Raw genomic sequence first — 21,514 nt, forward strand, 5'->3', positions numbered from 1 at the left:
GAGGGCTGCATCCCCCCGCTCTTTTTATTTATATCAATTGCAGATAGCGTTCAATATCCGATTGCAGGACGGCATCGATCAGTGCTTCCGCTTTTTGTACCTCTTCCGGCAAAGCGAGTCTGAGCTTGCCCTGTATGTCTTCCTCAGAAAGTCCGTTTCCGGGTGCCCCTTTCGGACAATCGACACGTGTTTCATATACGTGATTGCCGGCGGCGGCCACCCGTACGATCGTGAAGCGGCCTTTTGGCACGGCGTTCTCAGCCGGGTGAATCCGGTCGTCATAGCGGCGGTGAATCCGGGAAAAATCGCTTTGAATGGCTTCCGGAATCGGCTTGGATGTGAAGTTTTCCGCTGAAAAATCTTTTCCGTGCAAAGCGAGGGTGATGATATATTCAACGCTGAACCGTCCGGCTTCTCCCGTTTTCGGGCGCCGTTCTGTAAGAGCGGCATCTCCCCCCGAAGGAAAAATCACATCGATTCGGTCGATTTGATCGGCAGTGAGTCCATGCTGCGCCTTCAGCTTAAGGATGGCGTCAGCCGCATGATGAGCCGCCGAGCAAAACGGATACATTTTAAACCAAAGCCCCGGACTGACGATTCGCCAAGGCTTTCCCCATCCGTTTAAAAATATTGCTTCCGCCCGTTCAAGATCGCCATACAGCCCGAAAAAGCCTTTGTCTCCGTCAAGCGCGTGTACTGATCCGCCGAATCCGGTTTGCGCAAGCCTTGCGGCGAACAAGCCGGCTTGAGACGCTAAGCCGGCATGGAGCGGTTTCATTTCTGTGCCGAATTGAACCCTCATGCCTCCGGATTGCGCGGCAGCAAAGCCGATCGCTTTCTCCAGTTCAGTTTGATTCAGTTTCTCTGCGTAACCGACGGCGCATGCTGCCGCTATTGCGCCTAATGTGCCAGTGTTGTGCCAGCCTTTCTCATAGTGGCGCCTTCCGACTGACTCACCGAGCCTCGCCATTACCTCTGCCCCTGTAATGTAAGCGCCGAGAAAGCGGCTCTTGTCCATACGGCCGGATGATGCGGCTGCGATAAGAGCCGGAAGAATGACGGCGCTCGGGTGTCCTCTCACATCTGAATGAACATCATCGAAATCAAGTGCATGCGCAATAAATCCGTTGATCAGCGCCGATTGGGACGGCGCCGTTTTTCTGTTTCGGCCGATAAGCGGAGATATGGGCTGTCCGCCTTCTTCATCGATCAGCTTCAACAGCTTATCTATCCCTTTATCCTTTCTACCCGCGAAGGCCGCCGCTGTAAAATCAAGCAGCCCTTTTTGCGCCTCTTTCATGGCTTCGGCGGACGTTTCTGGCACAGATGAGATGACGGCCTGCGCAAGCCCGGCCGTCAGACGTTTCATATTCATTCCGCCTGCTCCAGCACATTGACGGCCAGTTGAGCGAAATATTCGGCCGCAACCGACAGCGCCTTTTCGTCTAATGTGAATGCAGGATGGTGCCATTCCTCTGTCCCGTTTGTTCCCATCCAAACGAAGAAGCCGGGAATGTTTTCTTGGTAAAGGGCGAAGTCTTCACCGCCGGGAGACTGCGCAGCCTGTACAGTTTGAAAACCGAGGCTTTCTGCCGTTTGTGCGGCTGTCTTTAAAAATCGTCCGTCGTTCATGACTGACGGCAGGTAAGGAAACCAGCGGAATTCAGCCTCTGCCCCGAAGCCTGCCGCAACCCCTTCGGCCACCCGTTTCATATGTTCCGGTACGGCGTCCCGCGCTACTTTTTGAAACGTACGGACTGTTCCTTCCATCTCAACTTGGTCGGGGATGACGTTCCAAGAGCTGCCGCCTTGGACTCTTGTGATGCTGACGACGGCATTATGGAGCGAGCTGATATTTCTGCTGACAACCGATTGCAGGGCGCCGATCATCTGCCCCGCCGCCTGAATCGGGTCAATGCTGTTATCAGGGATGCCGGCGTGCCCGCCTTTTCCCTTAACGGTAATCTCAAACCGATCGACACTCGCCATGAGAGGGCCTTCCTTCAGGCCGATGGTGCCGACGGGGAGATCCGGTTTGTTGTGCATGCCGAATATTGCCGATACGCCGTCAAGCGCTCCGGCTTCGATGACCTGCCTTGCTCCGGCGGCGATTTCTTCGGCGGGCTGAAAAATGAACCGCACCGTCCCTTTCAGTTCATGCTTTCGCTCATTCAGTAAGAAAGCCGTTCCGAGAATAGAGGCCGTGTGGAAATCATGGCCGCACGCGTGCATGATACCGCTGTTTCGTGAAGCAAACGGAAGATTTGTCTTCTCTTCAATGGGCAAAGCGTCAATATCCGCTCTGACGGCGATGACGGGGCCGTTTTTGTCTCCTTTGATCTCGGCGACCACGCCTGTTTGAAGCTTCGGAAAATCAAGGATCGCAATCTCTTCTTCCTCCAGCCAGAGGCGGATTTTTTTGGTCGTCTCGTATTCTTCAGCTGACAGTTCAGGGTATTCATGAAGGTCGCGGCGAATGTTGATTAAACGTTTGTTTAACGTCTCATGCGTTTCTTTTGCCATTTCTTCTTCTTCCCTTCTTACACAAGTTCAGCAGGTTCCCCCACTTGCTTGATGAATTTTTTCGTCCGTTCGTTTTGCGGGTTGTCAAACAGCTCCTGCGGTGTTCCCTGCTCGATGATGCGTCCATCCGCCATAAAAATGACTTGATCGGCAACTTCCCGGGCAAATGCCATCTCGTGGGTCACGATGACCATCGTCGTTTGCTTTTCCGCAATTGATTGGATGACTTGGAGCACTTCTGCCACAAGCTCAGGATCAAGGGCTGATGTCGGTTCGTCAAGCAGAATCGCATGGGGATCAACTGCCAGAGCCCGCGCAATACCGATCCGCTGCTGCTGCCCGCCTGACATCGTAATCGGGTAGCTGTCGGCTTTGTGCTCTAAACCGACCTGCCGCAACAGCTCCATGCCGATTCGGTCCGCTTCTTTTTTCGGCTTTTTTTGAGCCGTGATCAGCGCTTCGGTCACGTTTTGCAGCGCGGTTTTGTTTTTGAATAAATTATAATTTTGAAAGACCATCGCCGTCTGCTGGCGAAGGCGGTGTACGTCTTTCCTTGAATAGGAAGATGCGTTAAGCTTCGCTGTCCCGATTTCAATGACGCCTTCATCAGGGCGCTCCAGCAGGTTCAGACAGCGGAGAAGCGTTGATTTCCCTGAGCCTGAAGGCCCGATGATCGCCGTAACTTCGCCGCTTTTCACTTCAAGGCCGATGCCGTCAAGCACGGTGAGATCTTTAAATGCTTTACGGATATTTTTGACTTGTATCATCCGGTGCACCTCCTATGTCCGATAAGGCTTGCTGATCGCCCGTTCGAGCAGATCCTGCAGCACGCTGTATATAATAGTAAGAATCCAGTACATCACCGCGACGGCCAAATATGTTTCAAAATACTTCAGATTGCCTGACGCATACATTTTTCCCTGTGCGAACATCTCCATGACACCTAATGTAAAGGCGAGCGAGGTTTCTTTTAACAGGCCGATAAATGTGTTTCCTGTCGCGGGAAGCGCGTTTCTGATCGCCTGCGGGAAAATGACCCGTCTGTACGCCTGGGATTTCGTCATACCGACAGAAAGACAGGCCTCCAGCTGGCCTTCGTCTACTGAATTCAAGGCAGCACGGAAGATTTCGGCTAAGTAGGCGGCATTTTTCAAACTTAACCCGATAATGGCCGCCGTTAACGCCGTCATCTTGCTCATTCCGGGGAAGAGCTGAGGCAGGCCGTAATAAATTAAGAAAAGCTGAACAAGTGTCGGCACGCCCCGGAAAAATGAAATATACACCTTTGACAGCTGATGAAGCACCGGAATACGATTTTTCGTAATAAGCGCGAAAATGAGGCCGCCGATCACGGCAAACACCATGGCCGCGACAGCCATTAATAAAGTGATCGGCAAAGCTTCAATTAACGCGGGAAAGGCTGAAAACATAAAACCCCAATCAATGCTGTTCATTCTCGTTTTTCACCGCCGTTTCTTAATGCTTTGTTTCTGTTGTGATGTCTTCTTTAAAGTATTTTTCTGACAGTTTTTTCAGCGTGCCGTCTTTCCGCAGTTCTTCAATGGCTTTATTCACTTTTTTGCGGATTTTATCGTGCGCTGCATCCTTAGCGAATGGGAAAGCGACTTTTTCGTAGACAATCGGGTCTCCGGCCAGTTTCAGAGGCAGACCGGTCTTTTTAATCTGGGCGATCAGGACGCTGCGGCTGTTTACATAAGCGTCAACGCGTCCGTAGGCCACGTCTTTCATCGTTCCTTCCTGAGTTTCATATGTTTTAATGTTGATTTTTTTATCCGGGTCCTTGCTTTCAAGGTTTTTCGCATGGTTTGAGCCGAGAACGGCCGCTACGGTTTTTCCTTTTAAATCATTAACTGATTTGATGTCTTTGTTGTCGTTTTTGACGACGATTTGAGTGCCCGCATAAGAATACGGTTCAGTAAAGTTATAGGTTTTCTTGCGTTCGTCCGTTACAGCGACTTGGTTTGAGATTGTGTCGAGTTTGCCGGTTTGGAGCTCGCCCATCAGTCCGCTGAATTCAAGCAGCTTCCAGTCGAGCTTCATATTGATTTTTTTCGCTGCGGCTTCCATTACGTCCACGTCAAACCCTGTCAGCTTGCCATTTTCTTTATATGCGAACGGATAGCTTTGTCCGGTGGCGCCGACATGCAGCACGTTCTCACCGCTTTCACTTTGTTTTCCGTTTCCGCATGCTGATAAGACGGCCAAAAGCGCCGCAGCTAACAACAGAACCCATGTTTTCTTTTTCATTAAAATCCCGCCTTCTTATGTTATAGATCATTCCGCAATTCTTTTTTCAAGTAAATGGTGATATGCCCTTTTCCTAAATCCTTTTCGCCCGAACGGACATAGCCTTTACGCTCATACATGCCGATCAGCCACGGATGTTTGTCAGCCGTTCCCAATGAGACGAAGGGGGCTTTCAGCGTATCGCGGAGCACCGTTTGCTCCAGCCACTCCAGCAGTTCTGAGCCCGTCCCTTTTTTTCCGAGATCAGGGTCAACGGCGAACCACCAAATATGAGGAACGCCATACGGACCAGGATTTGGCCCCCACGGCATCCGCAATGAAATCGTGGCCAGTATCCGGCTGTCTTCCTCCAGAACATAACAGGCATTTTTACGTATGTTGTTTTGTATAAGCTCTTTGTCCGCCGTTGCGGCGGCAAAGCTGATGCCGAGCTTGCGAATCGGTTCATAAGCCCGCAGTGTCAGCGAAAGCAGCTCATCAGCGTCTGCTTCCGTCGCGAGCCGATATTGTCTTGACATGGTCCGCCCTCCTTATTCGGCATAACGGTTCGCCGGTTTCTTCAGTCCGAAATGCTCTCTCAGCGTCGTACCTTCATATTCTTTTCTGAACACGCCGCGGTCTTGTAATATCGGAATCACTTTGTCTACAAAAAGATTGAGTCCTTCAGGTAAAAGAGGCGGCATGATGTTAAAGCCGTCGCACGCCTGATTTTCGACCCATTCTTCCATCTTATCGGCCAGCTGTTCAGGCGTACCGGCAAAGATATGATGGCCTCTCGATCCCGCTACATATTTGTACAGCTCACGGATGGTCATGTTTTCGCGCTTGGCCATATCTTGAACGAGCGTAAAGCGGCTTTTTACCGCGTTTGAAGCTTCCGCGTCCAATTCAGGCAGCGGCCCGTCAAGCGGATAGGATGAAAGGTCGATGCCGCCCAAATAATTTTGCAGGATGTTCAGGCCGACAGACGGTATGATCAAATCTTGAAGCTCTTCATATTTTGCCTTTGCTTCTTCTTCCGTATCGCCTATGATCGGGAAGATACCCGGCATAATCGCGATTTTCTCAGGATCGCGGCCGAAAGAAACCGCCTGTTCTTTAATAGATTGATAGAATTCCTGCGCTGATTTCATATGGTTTTGAGCCGTAAAGATGACTTCGGCCGTCTTGGCAGCCAGCGCTTTGCCGTCTCCGGATGATCCCGCCTGAATGATGACCGGCTGGCCTTGCGGTGAACGCGCGACATTTAAAGGCCCTCTTACGGAAAAATACGTTCCTTTATGATTCAGCTCATGCATTTTTTCTTTATCAAAAAATTCTCCGGATTCTTTGTCACGGATAAACGCGTCTTCCTCCCAGGAATCCCATAATCCCTTGACGACTTCAACAAATTCCTCAGCCCGCTGATATCTGAGATGGTGTTCAAGATGCTCTTCCCCGCTGAAGTTGAGCGCGGTTGATTCGATTGATGATGTAACGACGTTCCACCCCGCCCGTCCGTTTGAGAGGTGGTCAAGCGACGCAAATTGTCTCGCAATATGGAACGGTTCGCTGTATGTCGTGGAAGCGGTCGCCGTCAGGCCGATGTGAGTGGTGACCTGAGCAAGCGCAGAAAGCAGTGTAAATGGTTCAAAGCGTGTTAAGACGTTTGGATGAGATTTACCGTCTATTGATAAACTGTCAGCCAAAAACAGCATATCCATTTTGCCTTTCTCAGCCGTTTGTGCCAATTCTTTAAAGTAGTCCAAGTTCATGCTTGCGTCTGCCGGTGCTTCCGGATGTCTCCAAGAGGCGACGTGATGGCCGGTTCCCGCAAGAAAAACACCAAGTTTGATCTCTTTTTTATTTGTCATGACGTTTCTCCTTCTCTATCTAATGGTGTTTCGCCAACTATTAACACCATTAAACCCATATTTCCTAGCAAAATAATAAGAATAAAACAAAATGTACAATTGTCTGGCAAGTTTGTCAATGCATTAAGAATAAAATTAAAATAACCCGGCATGCCTGCCGGGTTATTTCTTCGAAGAGGAATAGACGCTTCCTTTTACTTTCTGCTTGATAACAGCAATCAAAAGCAGCAATACGGGGAAAATCACTTGAAACGGGAGATGAATATAAATCGGTACAATCTTTAAGCCTTCATTCATATGTTCCGAAAAATTGCTTGCGATGCTTATAGATAGGATCAAAACCCCCAGTCCTACCGGGAAGGCCAGCTGTGATGGGTTTTTTTCTTTAAACAGCGTGGACACGCCGACGACGACAGCGTATGTAAAAAGGGCGACCTTGAAAAAACCTCCGATAACAAGCACGAGCATAAAAAAGACGTCAAGCCGGTCCAAAAACTCCTCCACTTTAATCGTCTGAATCGTGCTTAGCAGCGGGAATTGGGAGCGGAGCGTTAAGTTGACATCCAGCACGGATATATTGATGGCGACGGACATCGCCAAAAACAGGCCGCTGATGATAATCGCGAGAAACCCGATTTTTTTGACCGACTTCCGGTTATTTAAATAAGGGAAAATCATGACAAACACGATCATTTCTCCAAACGGGATATACATCGTCTGTTTAAAAACAGAATAAATCACCGTCCCCATGCCGTCAGCTAACATTGGCTGCAAATATTTCAGATTCATCGTACGGGAGCTGATAATGAGAATTAACCCGATCGCCGTGAGAAAATACATGATTCCGAATAACAGCTCGCCCGCCCTCGCCAACACTTCAATTCCTTTTCTGACCCCGTATATCGCTGCAAGCATCAGCATGGCGTTGACAATCAAAAGCGGTGTGTCCGAATAGGCGAATGTCACGAGCATTTCACCGAAATCGCGCAGCACACGGGCGGCGACGTAAGAAAAATAGAGAATGTAAAGAAGCGATACAACCCAGCTGAGATGCCTGCCGATCAGTTCATTCATATAATCTCTCGGAGAAGAATCAGGAAAAAATTGATACAGCGCCTGGTAGACGTAGAAAAGCCCGAGACCGGCCACGCACCCGAGAAGCACGGACAGCCACGCATCCCGTCCGGCCATCGTGCCTGGCGGGATCAATAAAGAACTGCCCAGTTCAAATAAAATGATCATGATAAACAGCTGCCGTTTGCTGATTTTGGCATTCTCCATGTGCACCGCTCCTTTCTCCTCGCATTAATCGTGATCAAGCTTGTCCGTGAGAGGATTGTTCCGCAAGCCCGTTCTTCTGATGACCACTTCCGTCTTCACATCGACGGGAAGAGCAGGAAGATATTCCTCGTCCCATTTCCCCTTCAGCTTTTTCCACTCTTTAGGGTGCTTTCTGTAAATGACATCTCCAAAGCCCACAAAATCATTTTTATGAGCTTTAATATCTTCAACGGATCTGGAAATATCTTTATCAAGCTGCGTGCTGAGCGCTTTTTCCATTTGATTAATCACTCTCGGGTCCGACAGATGGAATGGGTATCTGACTGCGTCAATCTGTCCTTCCGCTTCAACCCGCACCTTAATGTGCGGTTTTCCGTTCGGAAAAGAGGCCGTTATCCGCGTGTTCTGGCGGATCACCTGCAGACTGATCGCGTGTTTGACATGCTTCCAATCCGCATTAATGAATGTATGCTTAATTTTGTTTAAGAGCCAAACCGCTCCCACACTGTCATCGCTCTCAATCCAGTAATCCAGCCGCCCGTCCTTTTTAAATACCGCAAGACCGTCCGCTGAAAGAACCGCTTTCGGTTCAGTTTCCTGCGTATTTTCCATATTCGGGCCGGCTTTGCCGTCCCCGTGCATCTCATAGCCCGGAATAAAGGGTGCCCCGGTCGGAGAGGTCAGATCAATCAGAACATCCTGCAAGCTTGTTTTGACGATTCTTCCGTATTGCTCCTCCGTAAATCCCAGCGTCTTGTTCACTTTATTAGAAGGAATTTTATCAATCGGCGTCAGCACTTTAATAATGTCCTCAGCTTTACAGTTATGGGCGATGACAGCGGTTGCCGTTGTTCTGAATTCCGTATCGCGGTCGAGATTGTCCAATATAAATTCGAGTCCTTCTTCCCTGGCGATTTTTTCGCTGAACACCACTAGATTCGTATGCGCGAAATAGAGTCTTCTGGAAACTTGCATTGATCCTTTTCTGAATGCTTCTGTTAAATTGTCCCCGGAAACGGAATAGACCGATACCGGCGGCCTGTCCCCCGCTCCGCCGCCCTGCAGTCCCCCCGCTACGTTTCCCGGGTTGATAATCTGAAAGTGCAGCATATATTTCCCTTCATCCGTCCGGTCAATTCCGATTGCGGATATGACGGCCAAGTCTGTCAATTCCCTTTTATCCCAGCATCCCGATAAAAACAGGGTGCAGAGCATCATGATCAGAGCGAGTATACATTTACGTTTTTTCATTGCCGTCGCCCTCTTTTACATCTTTATTGACCATTCCCCTTGACGTCTCGGGTTTTGGCCTCTGATGCCGGCCTTGGCGCCTGTTATTTTGCTGCACTAATAGGCTCGGTTTTTTTTCATCAGCCCATAAAGGAGCGCGGAATATCGAATCCTTCAAACCGCCTGATGACATCGGAGCAAGCGGTGACATATATGGGAAACCGAATGAGCGCAGGCTGCAAAGATGGACAAACATGATAATAATGCCTAAAATCAAGCCGTAAAAGCCCATAACTGCCGCTGAAAGGATGAAGACAAATCGAATCAGGCGCGCTGATATCGCCATGTCAAAGGCCGGTGTCGCAAAACTGGCAATAGCCGTCAGCGCCACGACGATGACCATGGCCGGAGACACGATGCCCGCCTGGACCGCGGCCTGGCCGATGACGAGCGCTCCGACAATCGAAACCGCCGAGCCGACCACCCTCGGCAGCCGCACTCCGGCCTCCCTGAGAATTTCGAAAGCCACCTCCATTGTCAAAGCTTCAATCACAGCCGGAAACGGCACGGTCTCGCGCTGGGCGGCGATAACAATTAACAGCTGCGTCGGAATCATCTCTTGATGAAAAGTCGTAGCGGCCACATAAATGCCCGGAGCGACCAAAGAGATGAAGAAAATCAAGACCCGCAGCATCCGAATGCTTGTGGCGATATCAAATCGTGAATAATAGTCTTCAACGGACTGAAAAAATTGTATAAATAGGGCCGGCGCAAGCAGGACAAACGGCGTTCCGTCTACGATAATCGCAAATCTTCCTTCCAGGAGATTACCTGCGACAACATCGGGCCTTTCCGTATGATACACCGTAGGAAATACAGAAAACGGCGCGTCTTCGATCAGCTGTTCAATGTAGCCGGATTCCAAAATACTGTCGATATCAATATGCTTCAGCCGGCTGCGGACTTCCTTGATCAGCTTTTTTTCGCAGATCCCGTTAATATACATCAGCGCAACATCGGTATTTGTCTCGTGCCCGATCTCCATCTTCTCAACCCACACATCAGGCGTTTTAATGTACCTGCGGATCATGGAGACATTTGTTTGCAGCGATTCCGTAAACCCTTGGCGCGGACCGCGGAATGACACTTGAGTGCTCGGCTCCTCTATTGAGCGGCGCTCTCCCCCTTCCGTGCTGGCGATAAGCGCTTTATCAGCTCCGTCCACAAAAATGAGCGTGCTCCCGGCCATCAGCCCCGCATAAAGACTCTTCCATTTTTGCTCCTCTTTCATCCCGCCGACCGCAATGGTTTTCTCATACATCCGGCAAACGGCCTGCTCGGGCTGAACGGATGGGATGTCAATCAGATCCTCCAGCAAGGATTGGCTGACAAGCTGCTCATCAACCAAACCCGCTATGTATACAATTGCCGCCGGAAGTTCTTCCTTTCCGATTTTCAGCCGGCGGATGACGACATCTGCGCTGTTGCCGAAGCGTTCAGACAGCTTTTTCATATTTTCCGATAAGCTGGCTGAAATCGGTTCATTCTGCTCTTCTTCGGATTTGCTTTCTTCTTTTTCGTCCCCTTTTTCGAGGTTTTTCTTTTCGGTATTTTTCTTTTTCTTCTGCTTAAAGAATGGAGGCATATCACAAAATACCTTTCCTTGTTTTTTTCATATTCTTCCTGCACAGCAAAAGATTATGCACAATCCTGAGCCTGCATAAGTTTTGCAAGAACGAAAAGAATAAGAACGGAGAGTGATGTGCATGAAAATATTAGGTGTTTCGTTTTTTTTGCTTGCCGCCTGTCTGATGATTTCGATAGGGATGGACATGCTGCAAGGGTTCAATCTGTACGGGGCGGTCAAAAACAACCTGTCCGCGTTTAAATTGACAACTTTTTCGGAATGGCTGATGCTTTGCCTGTTTGGGCTTTTTTTAATTAAAGAAATGGCGGCCTTATATAAAACACAAAAAAAAGACCCCTGACCGGGCGTCTTTCTTACGTTATACAACGATATTTCCGGTTTCTGTATCCGTTCTGTGTTTCACGATTACGCCTTTGATAATTTTGTTGCCGATGATCTTTGTGTTGGCGGAAGAGCTTGTTTGGATGGCTGATGCAGAAGCTTGGGAAAGGTTGTTGATAGTATTGCCGGAGATAAGGGAATGAGTGGATCCGTTCAAATAAATTCCTATCGGGATGCCTGCCGTTCTGTTCATTGTGATGGTATTGTCAATGATTTCATGAGTACCTGAATTGAGATACACGGTGACGATCAGCGGTGACGACTCAAAGCGGTTGCCGATGATCGAGGTGGCAGAGGCGGTCGAGCTGAAAATCGGATAATTTTTGTAGTTTCTGAAGAGGTTGGCTTTGATCACAGCCTTGGCGTCATTTGTCACAGAAATGGAATAAGACTCGGCCGCTCCTTCAAACGCGTTCGGACTCAGTGTATTTCCTTCAATGTCGACCTTGCCTCCCATGACCCATATGCCCCGGCTGAACGATTTCAGTACATTATTTTTAACGGTTATATTCCCGGCCGAAATGTTGATCGCGTCAATCACTTGATTGAGGCTGTTATTGATAAAGACGGTGTTTTCTGACAGCACCGCCCGAAGTCCCGTGGTTCGTCTCGTTTGGGATAGTCCATTTTCAATGACATTGCCTTCAACCGTCACATCCGTTGCCCGATAGACGGAAATGCCGGTGTTATCAAATTGATTGATTTTGTTATGGCTGACGAGGACGCTTTTTCCTCTCACGTCAATTCCGGTGGAGAAACCGGTAATGAGATTGTTGGAAATGATCGCATTGCTGCTCTCCTGCCCTTGTGACACACCTTGTCCCGCGATTCCTGTGCTTGCGCCGTTTGTCCGATACAGGACATTTCCTGTAATAACGGTTTGCGCGCCGTACCCGTAGCTGATCGTGTTGTCAGCCTGATTTCCTTCAATTAATACGCCGTATCCGTTAAAGTTCGTGATGGAACTTGCGACGTTTCCGTTAAAAAAGTTGTTGCGGATGGTGATATGAAGGGCCTCTTCATAGTCAATACCGCCCTCTCCGTATCCCTCGATGTCAATGCCGAATTTCGGCGCCGTACCGTTTCCTGTTCCTGCGTCCTCGATGATGCATTCTTCCACTGTTACTGTGTTGCAGCCGGTGATGGAAATGTTATTTCGCCTTGACTGCCTGATGCCGCAGCGGCGGATGGTCACATGCTCTGATGTTTCGTAATCATTGTTTGTTCTTAATCCGAGCGGACTGATAATGATGCCGTCCCCCGTAAAATTTGAGATGTTTACGTTCTCCACAAGAATATTGCTGCTGCCTTCGATACATATTCCGAATCCCCATTCATGAGTCGACCGCAACGGGACATTGCGATAAGTGTGTTCATCACGCTCCCCGATAATCTGTCCGCCTGTAATGGTGACGTTTTCTTTTCTTCCTATATAGAAAGCCGAATAACCCCAAGAGCTGTTCGGTGCTACTTTGATAATGCATTGCGGGTCCATGATAATGGATATATTACTCGGTACATTAATGCCGGCGTTTCGGAATGGCTGATTGCTGTCTCCGCCTAGGGTGCCGTTTATGCAGTAGGTTCCCTGCGGAAACAAAACCGTGTGATAGCCCTTCGTGACGGCCTCTGCCAAGCATTGATTGAGAGTGCTTGTCACGTCGGTTTTACCGTCTGCCGCCACACCGCAATCTGTTACATTCAATATACGATTCGGCAAATGAACATCCCCTCCTTCCTCTTTTATTTCTATCCTATTCGGTCATCTGCAGCTCCGTCTGTACATATTTTAAATTTTATTAAAAAAGTTTATATAGATAGTTTCGTTAGATAATATGACAAAATAAGTCATTAGAATTAGGAAAATTCGGCTATTATCAAGGATTTGAGATTTTTTGATTCTGGAATTTTTTGAATTCAGTATAAATTATATTGACACAAGTATTATATAAGAATATGATTTTTGTAATACACTTTTTTAAGAAAGGGTTGGCTCAGGTGGCATCAATTGAGAAGGAATATATAGTAGAAAGTGTGCCGCAAAGAGGGTTCTTCGGTCATCCCCGCGGCTTGTTCACACTGTTTTTTACCGAATTTTGGGAGCGTTTCTCCTACTATGGTATGAGAGCCATATTGCTTTACTACTTGTACACGGAAGTCGCTCATGGCGGTCTCGGTTTTGACAAAAGCACTGCAGTTGCCATTATGTCCATTTACGGATCTCTCGTGTACATGTCGAGCGTAATCGGCGGCTGGCTTGCCGACCGGGTATTCGGAACGGCAAACACCGTATTTTACGGCGGAATCTTAATTATGTTCGGACACATCGCTCTTGCCTTCCCTGGCAGCACGGCTGCGTTTTTTCTCAGCATGGCTCTGATCATTATCGGAACCGGCTTATTAAAGCCGAACGTATCAAGTGTGGTCGGAGATTTGTATACGAAGGAAGATCAGCGCCGTGACGCAGGTTTCAGTATCTTTTACATGGGCATCAACCTCGGCGGATTACTCGCGCCGCTAATTGTCGGAACACTCGGACAGAAGTACAATTACCATCTTGGCTTCGGATGCGCCGCTGCCGGTATGTTCCTCGGACTTATCGTTTTCGCTCTGACGAGAAAAAAATACCTTGGCAAAGCAGGTTCCAACGTACCGAATCCGATCTCAAAAGCATCCGTTATCGGAACCGGAATCGGCGTCGTTATTGCGTCCATTGTGATTCTGATCCTGATTCAAACCGGCTGGTTAACGATCCCGCGTGTGATTGACATCGTCAGTGTTCTCGGTATTCTTATTCCGGTTATTTACTTTGTTGTGATGTTCACAAGTAAAAAAGCGACAAAAACAGAAAAATCACGTCTTGCGGCCTATGTCCCGCTGTTTATCGCGGCGGCCATGTTCTGGGCCATTCAGGAGCAAGGGGCGACAATTCTGGCCCTATACGCAGATCAGCGCACAAAGCTTTCATTTGCGGGATTCCAGCTGGAGTCTTCTTGGTTCCAGTCTTTAAATCCGCTATTTATCGTCATTTTCGCACCGGTTTTCGCTTGGATTTGGATGAAGCTCGGCAAACGCCAGCCTTCAACACCGATTAAATTTGCGATCGGCATTATCCTCGCCGGTTTGTCATTCCTTGTGATGGTTCTTCCGGTTATGGGCGGAAACGGCGAACTCGTCAGCCCGCTTTGGCTTGTGCTCAGCTTCCTGTTGGTCGTGCTCGGTGAGCTTTGCCTTTCCCCGGTCGGATTATCAGTAACGACAAAGCTTGCGCCTGCCGCTTTCTCAGCGCAGACGATGAGCATGTGGTTTTTGACAAATGCCTGCGGTCAAGCACTGAACGCAAAAGTAGTCGGTTTGTTTGATAAAATTTCTGAGGCGGCCTATTTCGGCTCAATCGGTCTTATTTCTATCATTCTCGGTATTATTTTGCTGCTTCTCTCACCTGTGATTAAACGGGCAATGAAAGGCGTAAAATAAAAAAAGGGCCTGCGGACACCGCAGGCTCTTTTTTTGCTTCTATTGTTTCAATTCCTCCAGCGTTTCTTTCCATCTTTCCAGCACATTCTCCGGCTCATGCAACTGAATGGCCGGACCGGACGTCAAGTCAGCGTATTTCGCCCTATCCTCTTTCACAAAGACGACACGGCAGCTAAAGCGCTCTCTGTCATATTTCGCCTCTTCTTGTGCCGGGAGCGGCTCACATTGCAGTGTGGCGTAATAAGCGGCTCCGTTCTGCCAAGCTGTGAAAAGGGCTTGTCCTGAGCGCAGCAGATTTCTTGCCGTCGTGGTGTTTTTCCATAAAGCGATACGGATATCAGTTCTGCTTACGGCAATGATTTCGCCGGCGCTGATCATGGCGGCGTGAGGCCTGCCCTCCTCCGTGACGGATTGCAGGACAAATGCTTCATGCTGCTTCTTCTCAAGCTCCGTCCCGTCTAAAAGCGCATAGAGAGTGTCTGGTAAATGTTCAATCATCGCTGCGCTTTTCTTTCCGGAACAGCTGGAACGAGAGTGGCTGTCTCCGTTTCCTTCGGGTCGATTTTAAATGATGGATTGTATTGTTCCGGATTTGTAATGCTCTCCGGCTCGCAAGATCTCCATGTAAAGAAACAGGTTTGGCATTGGTATACTTCCCATGCGCCTGTTACCGGTGATGTGCTTACGGTTTCTCCTTTTTTTGACTCACAGCGCGGACACGTTTTCATATCAGTTCATCCTTTCTTATTTATTCATCAAGTCCATTAATTTTTGTTCCCACTCTTTTGTTGTCAGCGGAGAATCAAGCGGCTGTGAATAATGGCCTCTTGTTTCCGGCGCGGCAGGTGTTGTAGCGTCAAGAATCATTTTATGCGTCATCCCTGCCGGATCAGAGCCCGGGTCAAGCGGCAGGACGGATAAATCCGGAATAATGACCGCATCGTGTTTCGGATGCATTTTTGTAGAAAGCGCCCACATGACTTGCGGCAGGTTGAACGGATCAACATCCTCGTCGACAATGATGACCATTTTACAATAGCCGAGCCCGTGCGGCGTCGTCAGGGCGCGCATGCCGACCGCTTTAGCGAAACCGCCGTAGCGTGTTTTCGTTGATACGATGGCAATTAAACCGTGCGTGTACATCGCGTTGACGGCAACAATTTCGTTCGGATAGGCTTCTTTAAGCTGCTGGTAAAGAGGCACACACGTATTAATGCCGATCATATAGTCACACTCTGTCCAAGGCATGCCTAAATACAAATGTTCAAAAATCGGATTGGTGCGGTGGCACACCCGTTTAATTTTAATCACCGGCATGCTTCGTCCGCCTGAATAATGGCCTGTGAATTCACCGAAAGGACCTTCATACTCCCGTTCTCCGGCAATGATTTCACCTTCCAGAACAACTTCGGCGCCCCACGGAATATCTAAATCAGACAGCTTAGATTTCACGATTCTGTATGGTTCCCCCTGGATCGCTCCGGCCATTTCGTATTCGGATTGGTCATATAAAAGCGGTGTTGATGCGGCCGTCGTAATGACAGGCTCACAGCCGAGCGCGATCGTGACAGGAAGATTGACGCCGCGTTCTTCAGCTTGACGAAGATGAATCGCGATATCGTGCTGCGGCACCGGCTGAATGCCGAGGCGGTCTTTTCCTTTCACCTGCATTCTGTAAATGCCGACGTTCTGCTTGCCGAAATTGCCCGGATCTTCGAGGTCGCGGGAAATCACACACGCTTTGTCCAAATAATAGCCGCCGTCTCCTTGGTTGATTCTGAATAAAGGCAGAATGTCAAACAGATTGATGTCTTCTGTGATTTCATTTTCGTGAAACGGCGCCGTTTCTTCCCGTTTGACGGGCATCGGGAACGTATCGTACCGTTTAGCGAACTCAAAGAACTGCTCCTTTACCGGTGTGTCTTTCGGCAACCCGAGCATCATCGCATGATTCGGCCAGGAACCGATGACATTCATAGCGATTTGCGCATCTTGACAGCCGTAAATATTGTTAAACAAAAGCGCGGGGCTTTTATCGCCGAGGTTGCTGGCCGCGCGCGCAGCCGCACCTAAATCCGGCTCCGGTTTTACCTCTTCGTTTACTGTTAACAGCTGTCCTTCTTTTTCAAGAGCCGCGAGAAATTCTCTAAAATCTTGATAGGCCATAATCAATTTCCTCCCTTTTCTTTTTCAATTCCGTTCCAGCGCTTCGCTTCCGGCAGACGAATGCCGAACTGATCGAGCGTTCTGAACACAATGTGATCTATCATTTCATCTAATCCGGCCGGCTTATTATAAAAAGCGGGCATCGGCGGCAGAATGACGGAGCCCATTTTTGTAAGCGTTAGCATATTTTCTAAATGGACTTGGTTGAGCGGCGTTTCTCTCGTCAGGAGCACAAGCTTCTTCCGTTCTTTCAGCATGACGTCTGCCGCTCTTGTCAGCAGATTGTCCGCCATCCCGGTGCGGATGCTTGCGAGTGATTTCATGCTGCACGGGGCGATAATCATTCCATCCGTTTCAAACGACCCGCTTGAAATTGCCGCTGCCTGGTCCTTGTGGGAATACGTATATGCCGCCAGTTTCTCGACATCCTTTAATGTATAATCGGTTTCATGTGCAATAGTGACATTCGCCCAAGGAGATACAACAAGGTGCGTTTCAATCTCTGCGGCTTTCAAATATTCTAAAAGCCTGATCCCGAATATGGCCCCCGTGGCTCCGGTCATTCCTATGACGAGCTTCAAGATGACCCCTCCTTTACGCTTGAAATATGTCTTCAAAACCATCATACTCCTGATATATCCATATGAAAAATATTCGTTAAATCTATATATCATACCTATAGGGTATATTAGAAAGGAGCGTTTCCACATGGATATCCGGCAATTGCGCTACTTCGTCACCATCGCCCAAGAGCAAAAAATCACGTCGGCCGCCAAAAAACTGCATATGGCACAGCCGCCCCTGAGCAGACAGCTGAAACAGCTCGAAGAAGAGTTGGGCGTCATTCTGTTTGACCGCAACAAGAAAAAACAAATGACTCTTACATATGAAGGAAATGTTTTTCTGAAAAGGGCGAAAGAGATCCTTCATAAGTTTGAGGACGCCATCATTGAGGTACAGGAGCTGAAGGAAGAAGTGGCCGGCACACTTGCAGTGGGATCAACGATATATTGCGCCGCGCTTATGCTTGACAAAGTCACCCAAATGAAGGAACGGTATCCGCATCTGACTTTTAATATTTGGGAGGATGAACCCGTTTCGCTGGTGGAACTCTTAGAATCCCGGCAGATTGACGCCGCCGTCACCACCACCCTGATCAAAAGCGACGGCATTGAATCGAAGGAACTTGAAGATATTCCGTGTGTATTGGTGCTTTCGGAACAAACAAAATACAAGTGCGGAGAAACGATCAAACTGGAGGACATCGCCTCATTGCCGCTTATCCTCTTGCGCACGGTAAATGGGAAAGGCGTATATGACCAAGTTCTTCATGTCTGTGAACAGGTCGGTCTTGACCTTCAGGTTGTTTGTGAATGCCACGATTCAGCGACACTGCTCAGCCTCGTGTCACAAGGGTTCGGAGCCACGATTCTGCCCTTGACGATGATTCCCGTCCATATGAGAGCGCATATTAAAACGGTAACGATCGAGGACAATCCGTTTGTCATGACACCGGCGGTCATCTGGAGAACGGACAGCTATTTACCGAAGCCGGCAAGACAATTTTTGGAATTGTTTTAAAGAAAGAGCCCTTTTTTCATACTCATGAAAACCAATTACTTGACTCATACTAAAAAAAAGTTATCCTTTACAATTGGGAGCTATTTTTTCTCAATAAAACTAATCAGAAAAGTGGGGAATAAAGAAGATGAAAAAAGCATTACTCGCTTTGTTCATGATGGTCAGCATCGCGGTGCTTGCAGCCTGCGGAAACTCACAGGACAGCGGATCTAAGTCAAAAGACGGCGATCTTTGGGCTTCTGTCAAGAAAAAAGGCGTACTGACCGTCGGTACAGAAGGAACGTATGACCCGTTTACCTTCCACGATAAAAAAACTGACAAACTGACCGGATATGATGTTGAAGTGATTCAAGAAGCCGCGAAACGTCTCGGTCTGAAAGCTGACTTCAAAGAAACACAATGGGACAGCATGTTTGCCGGGTTAAACGCTAAACGTTTTGATGTCGTGGCCAACCAAGTCGGCAAAACAGGCCGCGAGAATCAATATGACTTTTCAGATATGTATACAACGTCTAACGCGGTTGTCGTGACGAAAAAAGACAGTGATATTTCTAAAGAGGCCGATGTCAAAGGCAAAACTGCGGCTCAATCATTAACAAGCAACTACAACAAATTGGCCCAAAAAGCGGGCGCAAAAGTAGAAGGCGTTGAAGGCATGGCGCAAGCCCTTCAGCTTATTCAGCAAGGACGCGCTGACTTAACATATAACGATAAGCTGGCCGTGTTGAATTACTTAAAAACGTCAGGCAATAAAAATGTCAAAATCGCGTTTGAAGCGGGTGAACCGCAGCACACATACTTTACATTCCGTAAAGGCAGCGGCGAGCTTGTAACGCACGTAAACAAAGCATTAAAAGAAATGAAAGAGGACGGGACTCTTTCTAAAATCTCTAAAAAATGGTTCGGCGAAGATGTTTCTAAATAACATGCCGGAACCTGTGATTGCAGCAGCCATTCCTTGGGATCTGGTGCAGCAGTCATTCTGGCCGATCTTATCAGGGGGAATCTATTATTCGATTCCCCTTACCATTCTTTCCTTTATTTTCGGAATGATCATCGCGCTGACCACAGCGCTGGCCAGAATGTCAAATATGAAACCGATGAGATGGGTGTTCAGCGTATACGTATCGGCTGTGCGCGGCACTCCTCTTCTCGTTCAATTGTTCATCATTTTTTATCTGTTCCCGACCTTTAATATTACACTGGACCCTTTCCCAAGCGCAGTCATCGCTTTCTCATTAAACGTAGGCGCATATGCTTCTGAAATCATCCGGGCATCTATTTCATCCGTGCCGAAAGGGCAATGGGAAGCGGGTTATACCATTGGCATGACCTATCAAAAGACATTGTTCCGCGTGATTCTGCCGCAGGCGTTTCGCGTGTCTATTCCGCCATTATCAAATACATTTATCAGCCTGATCAAGGATACATCTCTCGCTTCGCAGATTCTGGTCGCCGAGCTGTTTCGAAAAGCGCAGGAAATCGGCGCGCAAAATCTTGATCAGATCTTGGTCATTTATATTGAAGCCGCCTTTATTTATTGGATCATCTGCTTCTTGCTGTCCCTCGTACAGCTTGTGATCGAACGGCGTCTTGACCGTTATGTGGCCAAATAAGGAGGTTTCGGTATGCTCTCTGTTAAAGGGTTAAATAAATCATTCGGTCAGAATGAAATTTTAAAAAAGATAGATATGGAGATAGAAAAAGGGAAAGTCATTGCCGTTCTGGGACCGTCCGGCTCAGGCAAAACGACGCTTCTGCGCTGTCTGAACGCGCTTGAAATCCCGAACGCCGGCGAGCTTTCGTTTCCCGATTTTTCAATAGATTTCTCTAAAAAAGCGAAGCAGTCTGATATCCTTCGGCTCCGCCGTAAATCAGGCATGGTCTTTCAGGCGTATCATCTGTTTCCTCACCGCACGGCACTTGAAAATGTCATGGAAGGCCCCGTTCAAGTGCAAAAACGCGACAAGGAGCAAGTCAGAAAAGAAGCGATTCAGCTTCTTGAAAAGGTCGGCCTGAAAGACAAAATGGATTTGTACCCATTCCAGCTTTCCGGCGGTCAGCAGCAGCGCGTCGGGATTGCCCGCGCACTTGCGATTCAGCCTGAGCTGATGCTGTTTGACGAACCGACGTCAGCGCTTGATCCCGAGCTTGTCGGCGAGGTGCTGAAAGTCATTAAGGATTTGGCGAATGAAGGCTGGACGATGGTTGTCGTCACACATGAAATCAAATTCGCGCAGGAAGTGGCCGATGAAGTCGTCTTCATTGACGGCGGCGTCATTGTGGAACAAGGGCCGCCGAGCCAAATTTTTTCCGCGCCGAAAGAAGAACGCACAAAACGGTTTTTGAATCGTATATTGAATCCTTTGTAGGATGCCGAAGAAGAAGCGAAACACGATTTCGCTTCTTCTTTTTTTTGTCAGATATGCTACAATGACAATTAATGATTTTTATGAAAGAAGGGACCTCTTTGAAGCGGGAACTTGTTTTGCGATGGACGTTTTATTTTGCGGGTTTGTTCATTTTGTCTTTCGGGGTATCTCTGACCATCAAAGGGAAAGCTCTCGGCATCAGTCCTTGGGATGCTTTTCATTACGGGCTGTTTCAGCATTTCGGGCTTTCCGTCGGGCAATGGTCTATCGTCGTCGGGGCGGCCATTGTCGCGTTGACCTGTTTATTTACAAAGACGCTTCCCAAGCTCGGCGCCATTTTGAATATGGTGCTGCTGGGGATGTTTATCGATTTCTTTTCCTTTCTGCTTCCTGAGACGGACGCTTTTGTTGCATCGGCTGTGTTCTTTTCGCTCGGCTTGTTTATGATTGGCTGCGGCGTCGGTATTTACGTATCAGCCGGACTCGGCGCGGGACCCCGGGATTCACTGATGATGCTGATTTCAGAGAAAACGGGCTGGAATGTGCAATGGGTGCGCAACGGCATCGAGCTGACGATTCTCGGCGCGGCATGGGCAATGGGCGGGCCGATCGGCATCGGCACCATCATTACAGCCATTTTGACGGGACTGATTCTGCGTTTTTCTTTGCCGCAGTCCGCAAAGCTTTTAACATATGCGATCTCAGGGCGTGCTCCGTCCGTTCATTAAAAACAA

At 48.4% G+C, this 21,514-nt stretch carries 22 protein-coding genes; 7 read left to right on the forward strand and 15 right to left on the reverse strand.

All coding sequences use genetic code 11. The features are described from left to right. Nucleotides 1–28: 28 nt before the first annotated feature. The 10 genes from J7E26_RS04635 to gerKA form a co-directional block, all read right to left on the reverse strand. The gene (locus tag J7E26_RS04635; protein WP_214801812.1) at nt 29–1,375 is read right to left on the reverse strand and encodes an MmgE/PrpD family protein; all 1,347 of its coding nucleotides are present in this window, start codon (nt 1,373–1,375) and stop codon (nt 29–31) included. Next, nucleotides 1,372–2,523 (reverse strand): M20 peptidase aminoacylase family protein, encoded by a 1,152-nt coding sequence (locus J7E26_RS04640; RefSeq protein ID WP_214801815.1) that lies wholly within the window; start codon nt 2,521–2,523, stop codon nt 1,372–1,374. Before J7E26_RS04640 ends, J7E26_RS04635 begins: the two co-directional genes overlap by 4 nt. A gap of 17 nt (nt 2,524–2,540) precedes the next feature. Further along, a complete protein-coding gene (locus J7E26_RS04645; protein WP_214801817.1) occupies nt 2,541–3,290 on the reverse strand; it encodes an amino acid ABC transporter ATP-binding protein in 750 nt (249 codons plus the stop codon). Nucleotides 3,291–3,302: 12 nt separating this feature from the next. After that, nucleotides 3,303–3,977 carry an amino acid ABC transporter permease gene (locus J7E26_RS04650; RefSeq protein ID WP_214801820.1) on the reverse strand — a complete coding sequence of 225 codons (675 nt, stop codon included), beginning with the start codon at nt 3,975–3,977 and terminating at the stop codon, nt 3,303–3,305. A gap of 22 nt (nt 3,978–3,999) precedes the next feature. Next, nucleotides 4,000–4,791 carry an amino acid ABC transporter substrate-binding protein gene (locus tag J7E26_RS04655; RefSeq protein ID WP_214801823.1) on the reverse strand — a complete coding sequence of 264 codons (792 nt, stop codon included), beginning with the start codon at nt 4,789–4,791 and terminating at the stop codon, nt 4,000–4,002. Nucleotides 4,792–4,811: 20 nt separating this feature from the next. Next, the gene (locus J7E26_RS04660) at nt 4,812–5,309 is read right to left on the reverse strand and encodes a GNAT family N-acetyltransferase (protein WP_214801826.1); all 498 of its coding nucleotides are present in this window, start codon (nt 5,307–5,309) and stop codon (nt 4,812–4,814) included. 12 nt (nt 5,310–5,321) lie between these two features. Next, a complete protein-coding gene (locus tag J7E26_RS04665; RefSeq protein WP_214801829.1) occupies nt 5,322–6,644 on the reverse strand; it encodes an LLM class flavin-dependent oxidoreductase in 1,323 nt (440 codons plus the stop codon). Between the two features lie 162 nt (nt 6,645–6,806). Then, nucleotides 6,807–7,925, reverse strand: coding sequence for an endospore germination permease GerKB (locus J7E26_RS04670; protein WP_214801833.1), 1,119 nt, complete (start codon nt 7,923–7,925; stop codon nt 6,807–6,809). 24 nt (nt 7,926–7,949) lie between these two features. Continuing rightward, nucleotides 7,950–9,176, reverse strand: a complete 1,227-nt coding sequence (locus tag J7E26_RS04675; protein WP_214801836.1) for a Ger(x)C family spore germination protein — start codon at nt 9,174–9,176, stop codon at nt 7,950–7,952. Further along, on the reverse strand, nt 9,163–10,800 hold the full coding sequence (gerKA, locus tag J7E26_RS04680) for a spore germination protein GerKA (RefSeq protein WP_214801839.1): 1,638 nt from the start codon (nt 10,798–10,800) through the stop codon (nt 9,163–9,165). The genes J7E26_RS04675 and gerKA overlap by 14 nt, the downstream gene beginning before the upstream one ends. Nucleotides 10,801–10,921: 121 nt before the next feature. Here gerKA and J7E26_RS04685 point away from each other — a divergent pair, with 121 nt between their 5' ends. Then, a complete protein-coding gene (locus J7E26_RS04685) occupies nt 10,922–11,143 on the forward strand; it encodes a YczF family membrane protein (protein ID WP_214813169.1) in 222 nt (73 codons plus the stop codon). Between the two features lie 18 nt (nt 11,144–11,161). On the opposite strand, the gene J7E26_RS04690 is transcribed toward J7E26_RS04685, so the two are convergent. Then, complete coding sequence (locus tag J7E26_RS04690) at nt 11,162–12,904, reverse strand: right-handed parallel beta-helix repeat-containing protein (protein ID WP_214801845.1); 1,743 nt, start codon at nt 12,902–12,904, stop codon at nt 11,162–11,164. A gap of 278 nt (nt 12,905–13,182) precedes the next feature. Between J7E26_RS04690 and J7E26_RS04695 the strand changes: the two genes are divergently transcribed. Beyond that, the gene (locus J7E26_RS04695) at nt 13,183–14,661 is read left to right on the forward strand and encodes a peptide MFS transporter (protein ID WP_214801848.1); all 1,479 of its coding nucleotides are present in this window, start codon (nt 13,183–13,185) and stop codon (nt 14,659–14,661) included. Between the two features lie 39 nt (nt 14,662–14,700). Here the strand turns inward: J7E26_RS04695 and J7E26_RS04700 are convergent, their stop codons facing one another. The 4 genes from J7E26_RS04700 to J7E26_RS04715 are packed head-to-tail and all read right to left on the reverse strand — an operon-like array spanning nt 14,701 to nt 17,444. After that, nucleotides 14,701–15,159, reverse strand: a complete 459-nt coding sequence (locus J7E26_RS04700) for a pyridoxamine 5'-phosphate oxidase family protein (protein WP_214813171.1) — start codon at nt 15,157–15,159, stop codon at nt 14,701–14,703. Continuing rightward, the gene (locus J7E26_RS04705; protein ID WP_214813172.1) at nt 15,156–15,389 is read right to left on the reverse strand and encodes a non-oxidative hydroxyarylic acid decarboxylases subunit D; all 234 of its coding nucleotides are present in this window, start codon (nt 15,387–15,389) and stop codon (nt 15,156–15,158) included. The genes J7E26_RS04700 and J7E26_RS04705 overlap by 4 nt, the downstream gene beginning before the upstream one ends. Nucleotides 15,390–15,405: 16 nt before the next feature. After that, nucleotides 15,406–16,827 carry a non-oxidative hydroxyarylic acid decarboxylases subunit C gene (gene bsdC / locus J7E26_RS04710; RefSeq protein WP_214801857.1) on the reverse strand — a complete coding sequence of 474 codons (1,422 nt, stop codon included), beginning with the start codon at nt 16,825–16,827 and terminating at the stop codon, nt 15,406–15,408. A 2-nt stretch (nt 16,828–16,829) separates the two neighbouring features. After that, nucleotides 16,830–17,444: a non-oxidative hydroxyarylic acid decarboxylases subunit B gene (locus J7E26_RS04715; protein ID WP_214813173.1), complete on the reverse strand. Its 615-nt coding sequence runs from the start codon at nt 17,442–17,444 to the stop codon at nt 16,830–16,832. 91 nt (nt 17,445–17,535) lie between these two features. Between J7E26_RS04715 and J7E26_RS04720 the strand changes: the two genes are divergently transcribed. The 5 genes from J7E26_RS04720 (at nt 17,536) to J7E26_RS04740 (ending at nt 21,508) form a co-directional block, all read left to right on the forward strand. Then, a complete protein-coding gene (locus tag J7E26_RS04720) occupies nt 17,536–18,408 on the forward strand; it encodes a transcriptional regulator BsdA (RefSeq protein WP_214813174.1) in 873 nt (290 codons plus the stop codon). Nucleotides 18,409–18,535: 127 nt separating this feature from the next. Then, complete coding sequence (gene tcyA / locus J7E26_RS04725) at nt 18,536–19,333, forward strand: amino acid ABC transporter substrate-binding protein (protein ID WP_214801863.1); 798 nt, start codon at nt 18,536–18,538, stop codon at nt 19,331–19,333. After that, nucleotides 19,320–20,024: an amino acid ABC transporter permease gene (locus tag J7E26_RS04730; protein ID WP_214801867.1), complete on the forward strand. Its 705-nt coding sequence runs from the start codon at nt 19,320–19,322 to the stop codon at nt 20,022–20,024. Before tcyA ends, J7E26_RS04730 begins: the two co-directional genes overlap by 14 nt. A gap of 12 nt (nt 20,025–20,036) precedes the next feature. Beyond that, on the forward strand, nt 20,037–20,780 hold the full coding sequence (locus tag J7E26_RS04735) for an amino acid ABC transporter ATP-binding protein (RefSeq protein ID WP_214801870.1): 744 nt from the start codon (nt 20,037–20,039) through the stop codon (nt 20,778–20,780). Nucleotides 20,781–20,878: 98 nt separating this feature from the next. Beyond that, nucleotides 20,879–21,508, forward strand: a complete 630-nt coding sequence (locus J7E26_RS04740) for a YczE/YyaS/YitT family protein (RefSeq protein WP_214801873.1) — start codon at nt 20,879–20,881, stop codon at nt 21,506–21,508. The last annotated feature ends 6 nt before the right edge of the window (nt 21,509–21,514 follow it).

It is taken from the genome of Bacillus sp. ISL-51 (assembly GCF_018613535.1).
Taxonomy (GTDB): Bacteria; Bacillota; Bacilli; order Bacillales; family Bacillaceae; genus Bacillus.

Coding starts and splice junctions, on each gene's coding strand:
- tcyA (WP_214801863.1), top strand. CDS start 18,536: ATGAAAAAAGCATTACTCGCTTTGTTCATGATGGTCAGCATCGCGGTG.
- J7E26_RS04660 (WP_214801826.1), bottom strand. CDS start 5,309: ATGTCAAGACAATATCGGCTCGCGACGGAAGCAGACGCTGATGAGCTG.
- J7E26_RS04635 (WP_214801812.1), bottom strand. CDS start 1,375: ATGAATATGAAACGTCTGACGGCCGGGCTTGCGCAGGCCGTCATCTCA.
- J7E26_RS04675 (WP_214801836.1), bottom strand. CDS start 9,176: ATGAAAAAACGTAAATGTATACTCGCTCTGATCATGATGCTCTGCACC.
- J7E26_RS04685 (WP_214813169.1), top strand. CDS start 10,922: ATGAAAATATTAGGTGTTTCGTTTTTTTTGCTTGCCGCCTGTCTGATG.
- J7E26_RS04705 (WP_214813172.1), bottom strand. CDS start 15,389: ATGAAAACGTGTCCGCGCTGTGAGTCAAAAAAAGGAGAAACCGTAAGC.
- J7E26_RS04670 (WP_214801833.1), bottom strand. CDS start 7,925: ATGGAGAATGCCAAAATCAGCAAACGGCAGCTGTTTATCATGATCATT.
- J7E26_RS04650 (WP_214801820.1), bottom strand. CDS start 3,977: ATGAACAGCATTGATTGGGGTTTTATGTTTTCAGCCTTTCCCGCGTTA.
- J7E26_RS04730 (WP_214801867.1), top strand. CDS start 19,320: ATGTTTCTAAATAACATGCCGGAACCTGTGATTGCAGCAGCCATTCCT.
- bsdC (WP_214801857.1), bottom strand. CDS start 16,827: ATGGCCTATCAAGATTTTAGAGAATTTCTCGCGGCTCTTGAAAAAGAA.
- J7E26_RS04720 (WP_214813174.1), top strand. CDS start 17,536: ATGGATATCCGGCAATTGCGCTACTTCGTCACCATCGCCCAAGAGCAA.
- J7E26_RS04655 (WP_214801823.1), bottom strand. CDS start 4,791: ATGAAAAAGAAAACATGGGTTCTGTTGTTAGCTGCGGCGCTTTTGGCC.
- gerKA (WP_214801839.1), bottom strand. CDS start 10,800: ATGCCTCCATTCTTTAAGCAGAAGAAAAAGAAAAATACCGAAAAGAAA.
- J7E26_RS04665 (WP_214801829.1), bottom strand. CDS start 6,644: ATGACAAATAAAAAAGAGATCAAACTTGGTGTTTTTCTTGCGGGAACC.
- J7E26_RS04700 (WP_214813171.1), bottom strand. CDS start 15,159: ATGATTGAACATTTACCAGACACTCTCTATGCGCTTTTAGACGGGACG.
- J7E26_RS04735 (WP_214801870.1), top strand. CDS start 20,037: ATGCTCTCTGTTAAAGGGTTAAATAAATCATTCGGTCAGAATGAAATT.
- J7E26_RS04645 (WP_214801817.1), bottom strand. CDS start 3,290: ATGATACAAGTCAAAAATATCCGTAAAGCATTTAAAGATCTCACCGTG.
- J7E26_RS04640 (WP_214801815.1), bottom strand. CDS start 2,523: ATGGCAAAAGAAACGCATGAGACGTTAAACAAACGTTTAATCAACATT.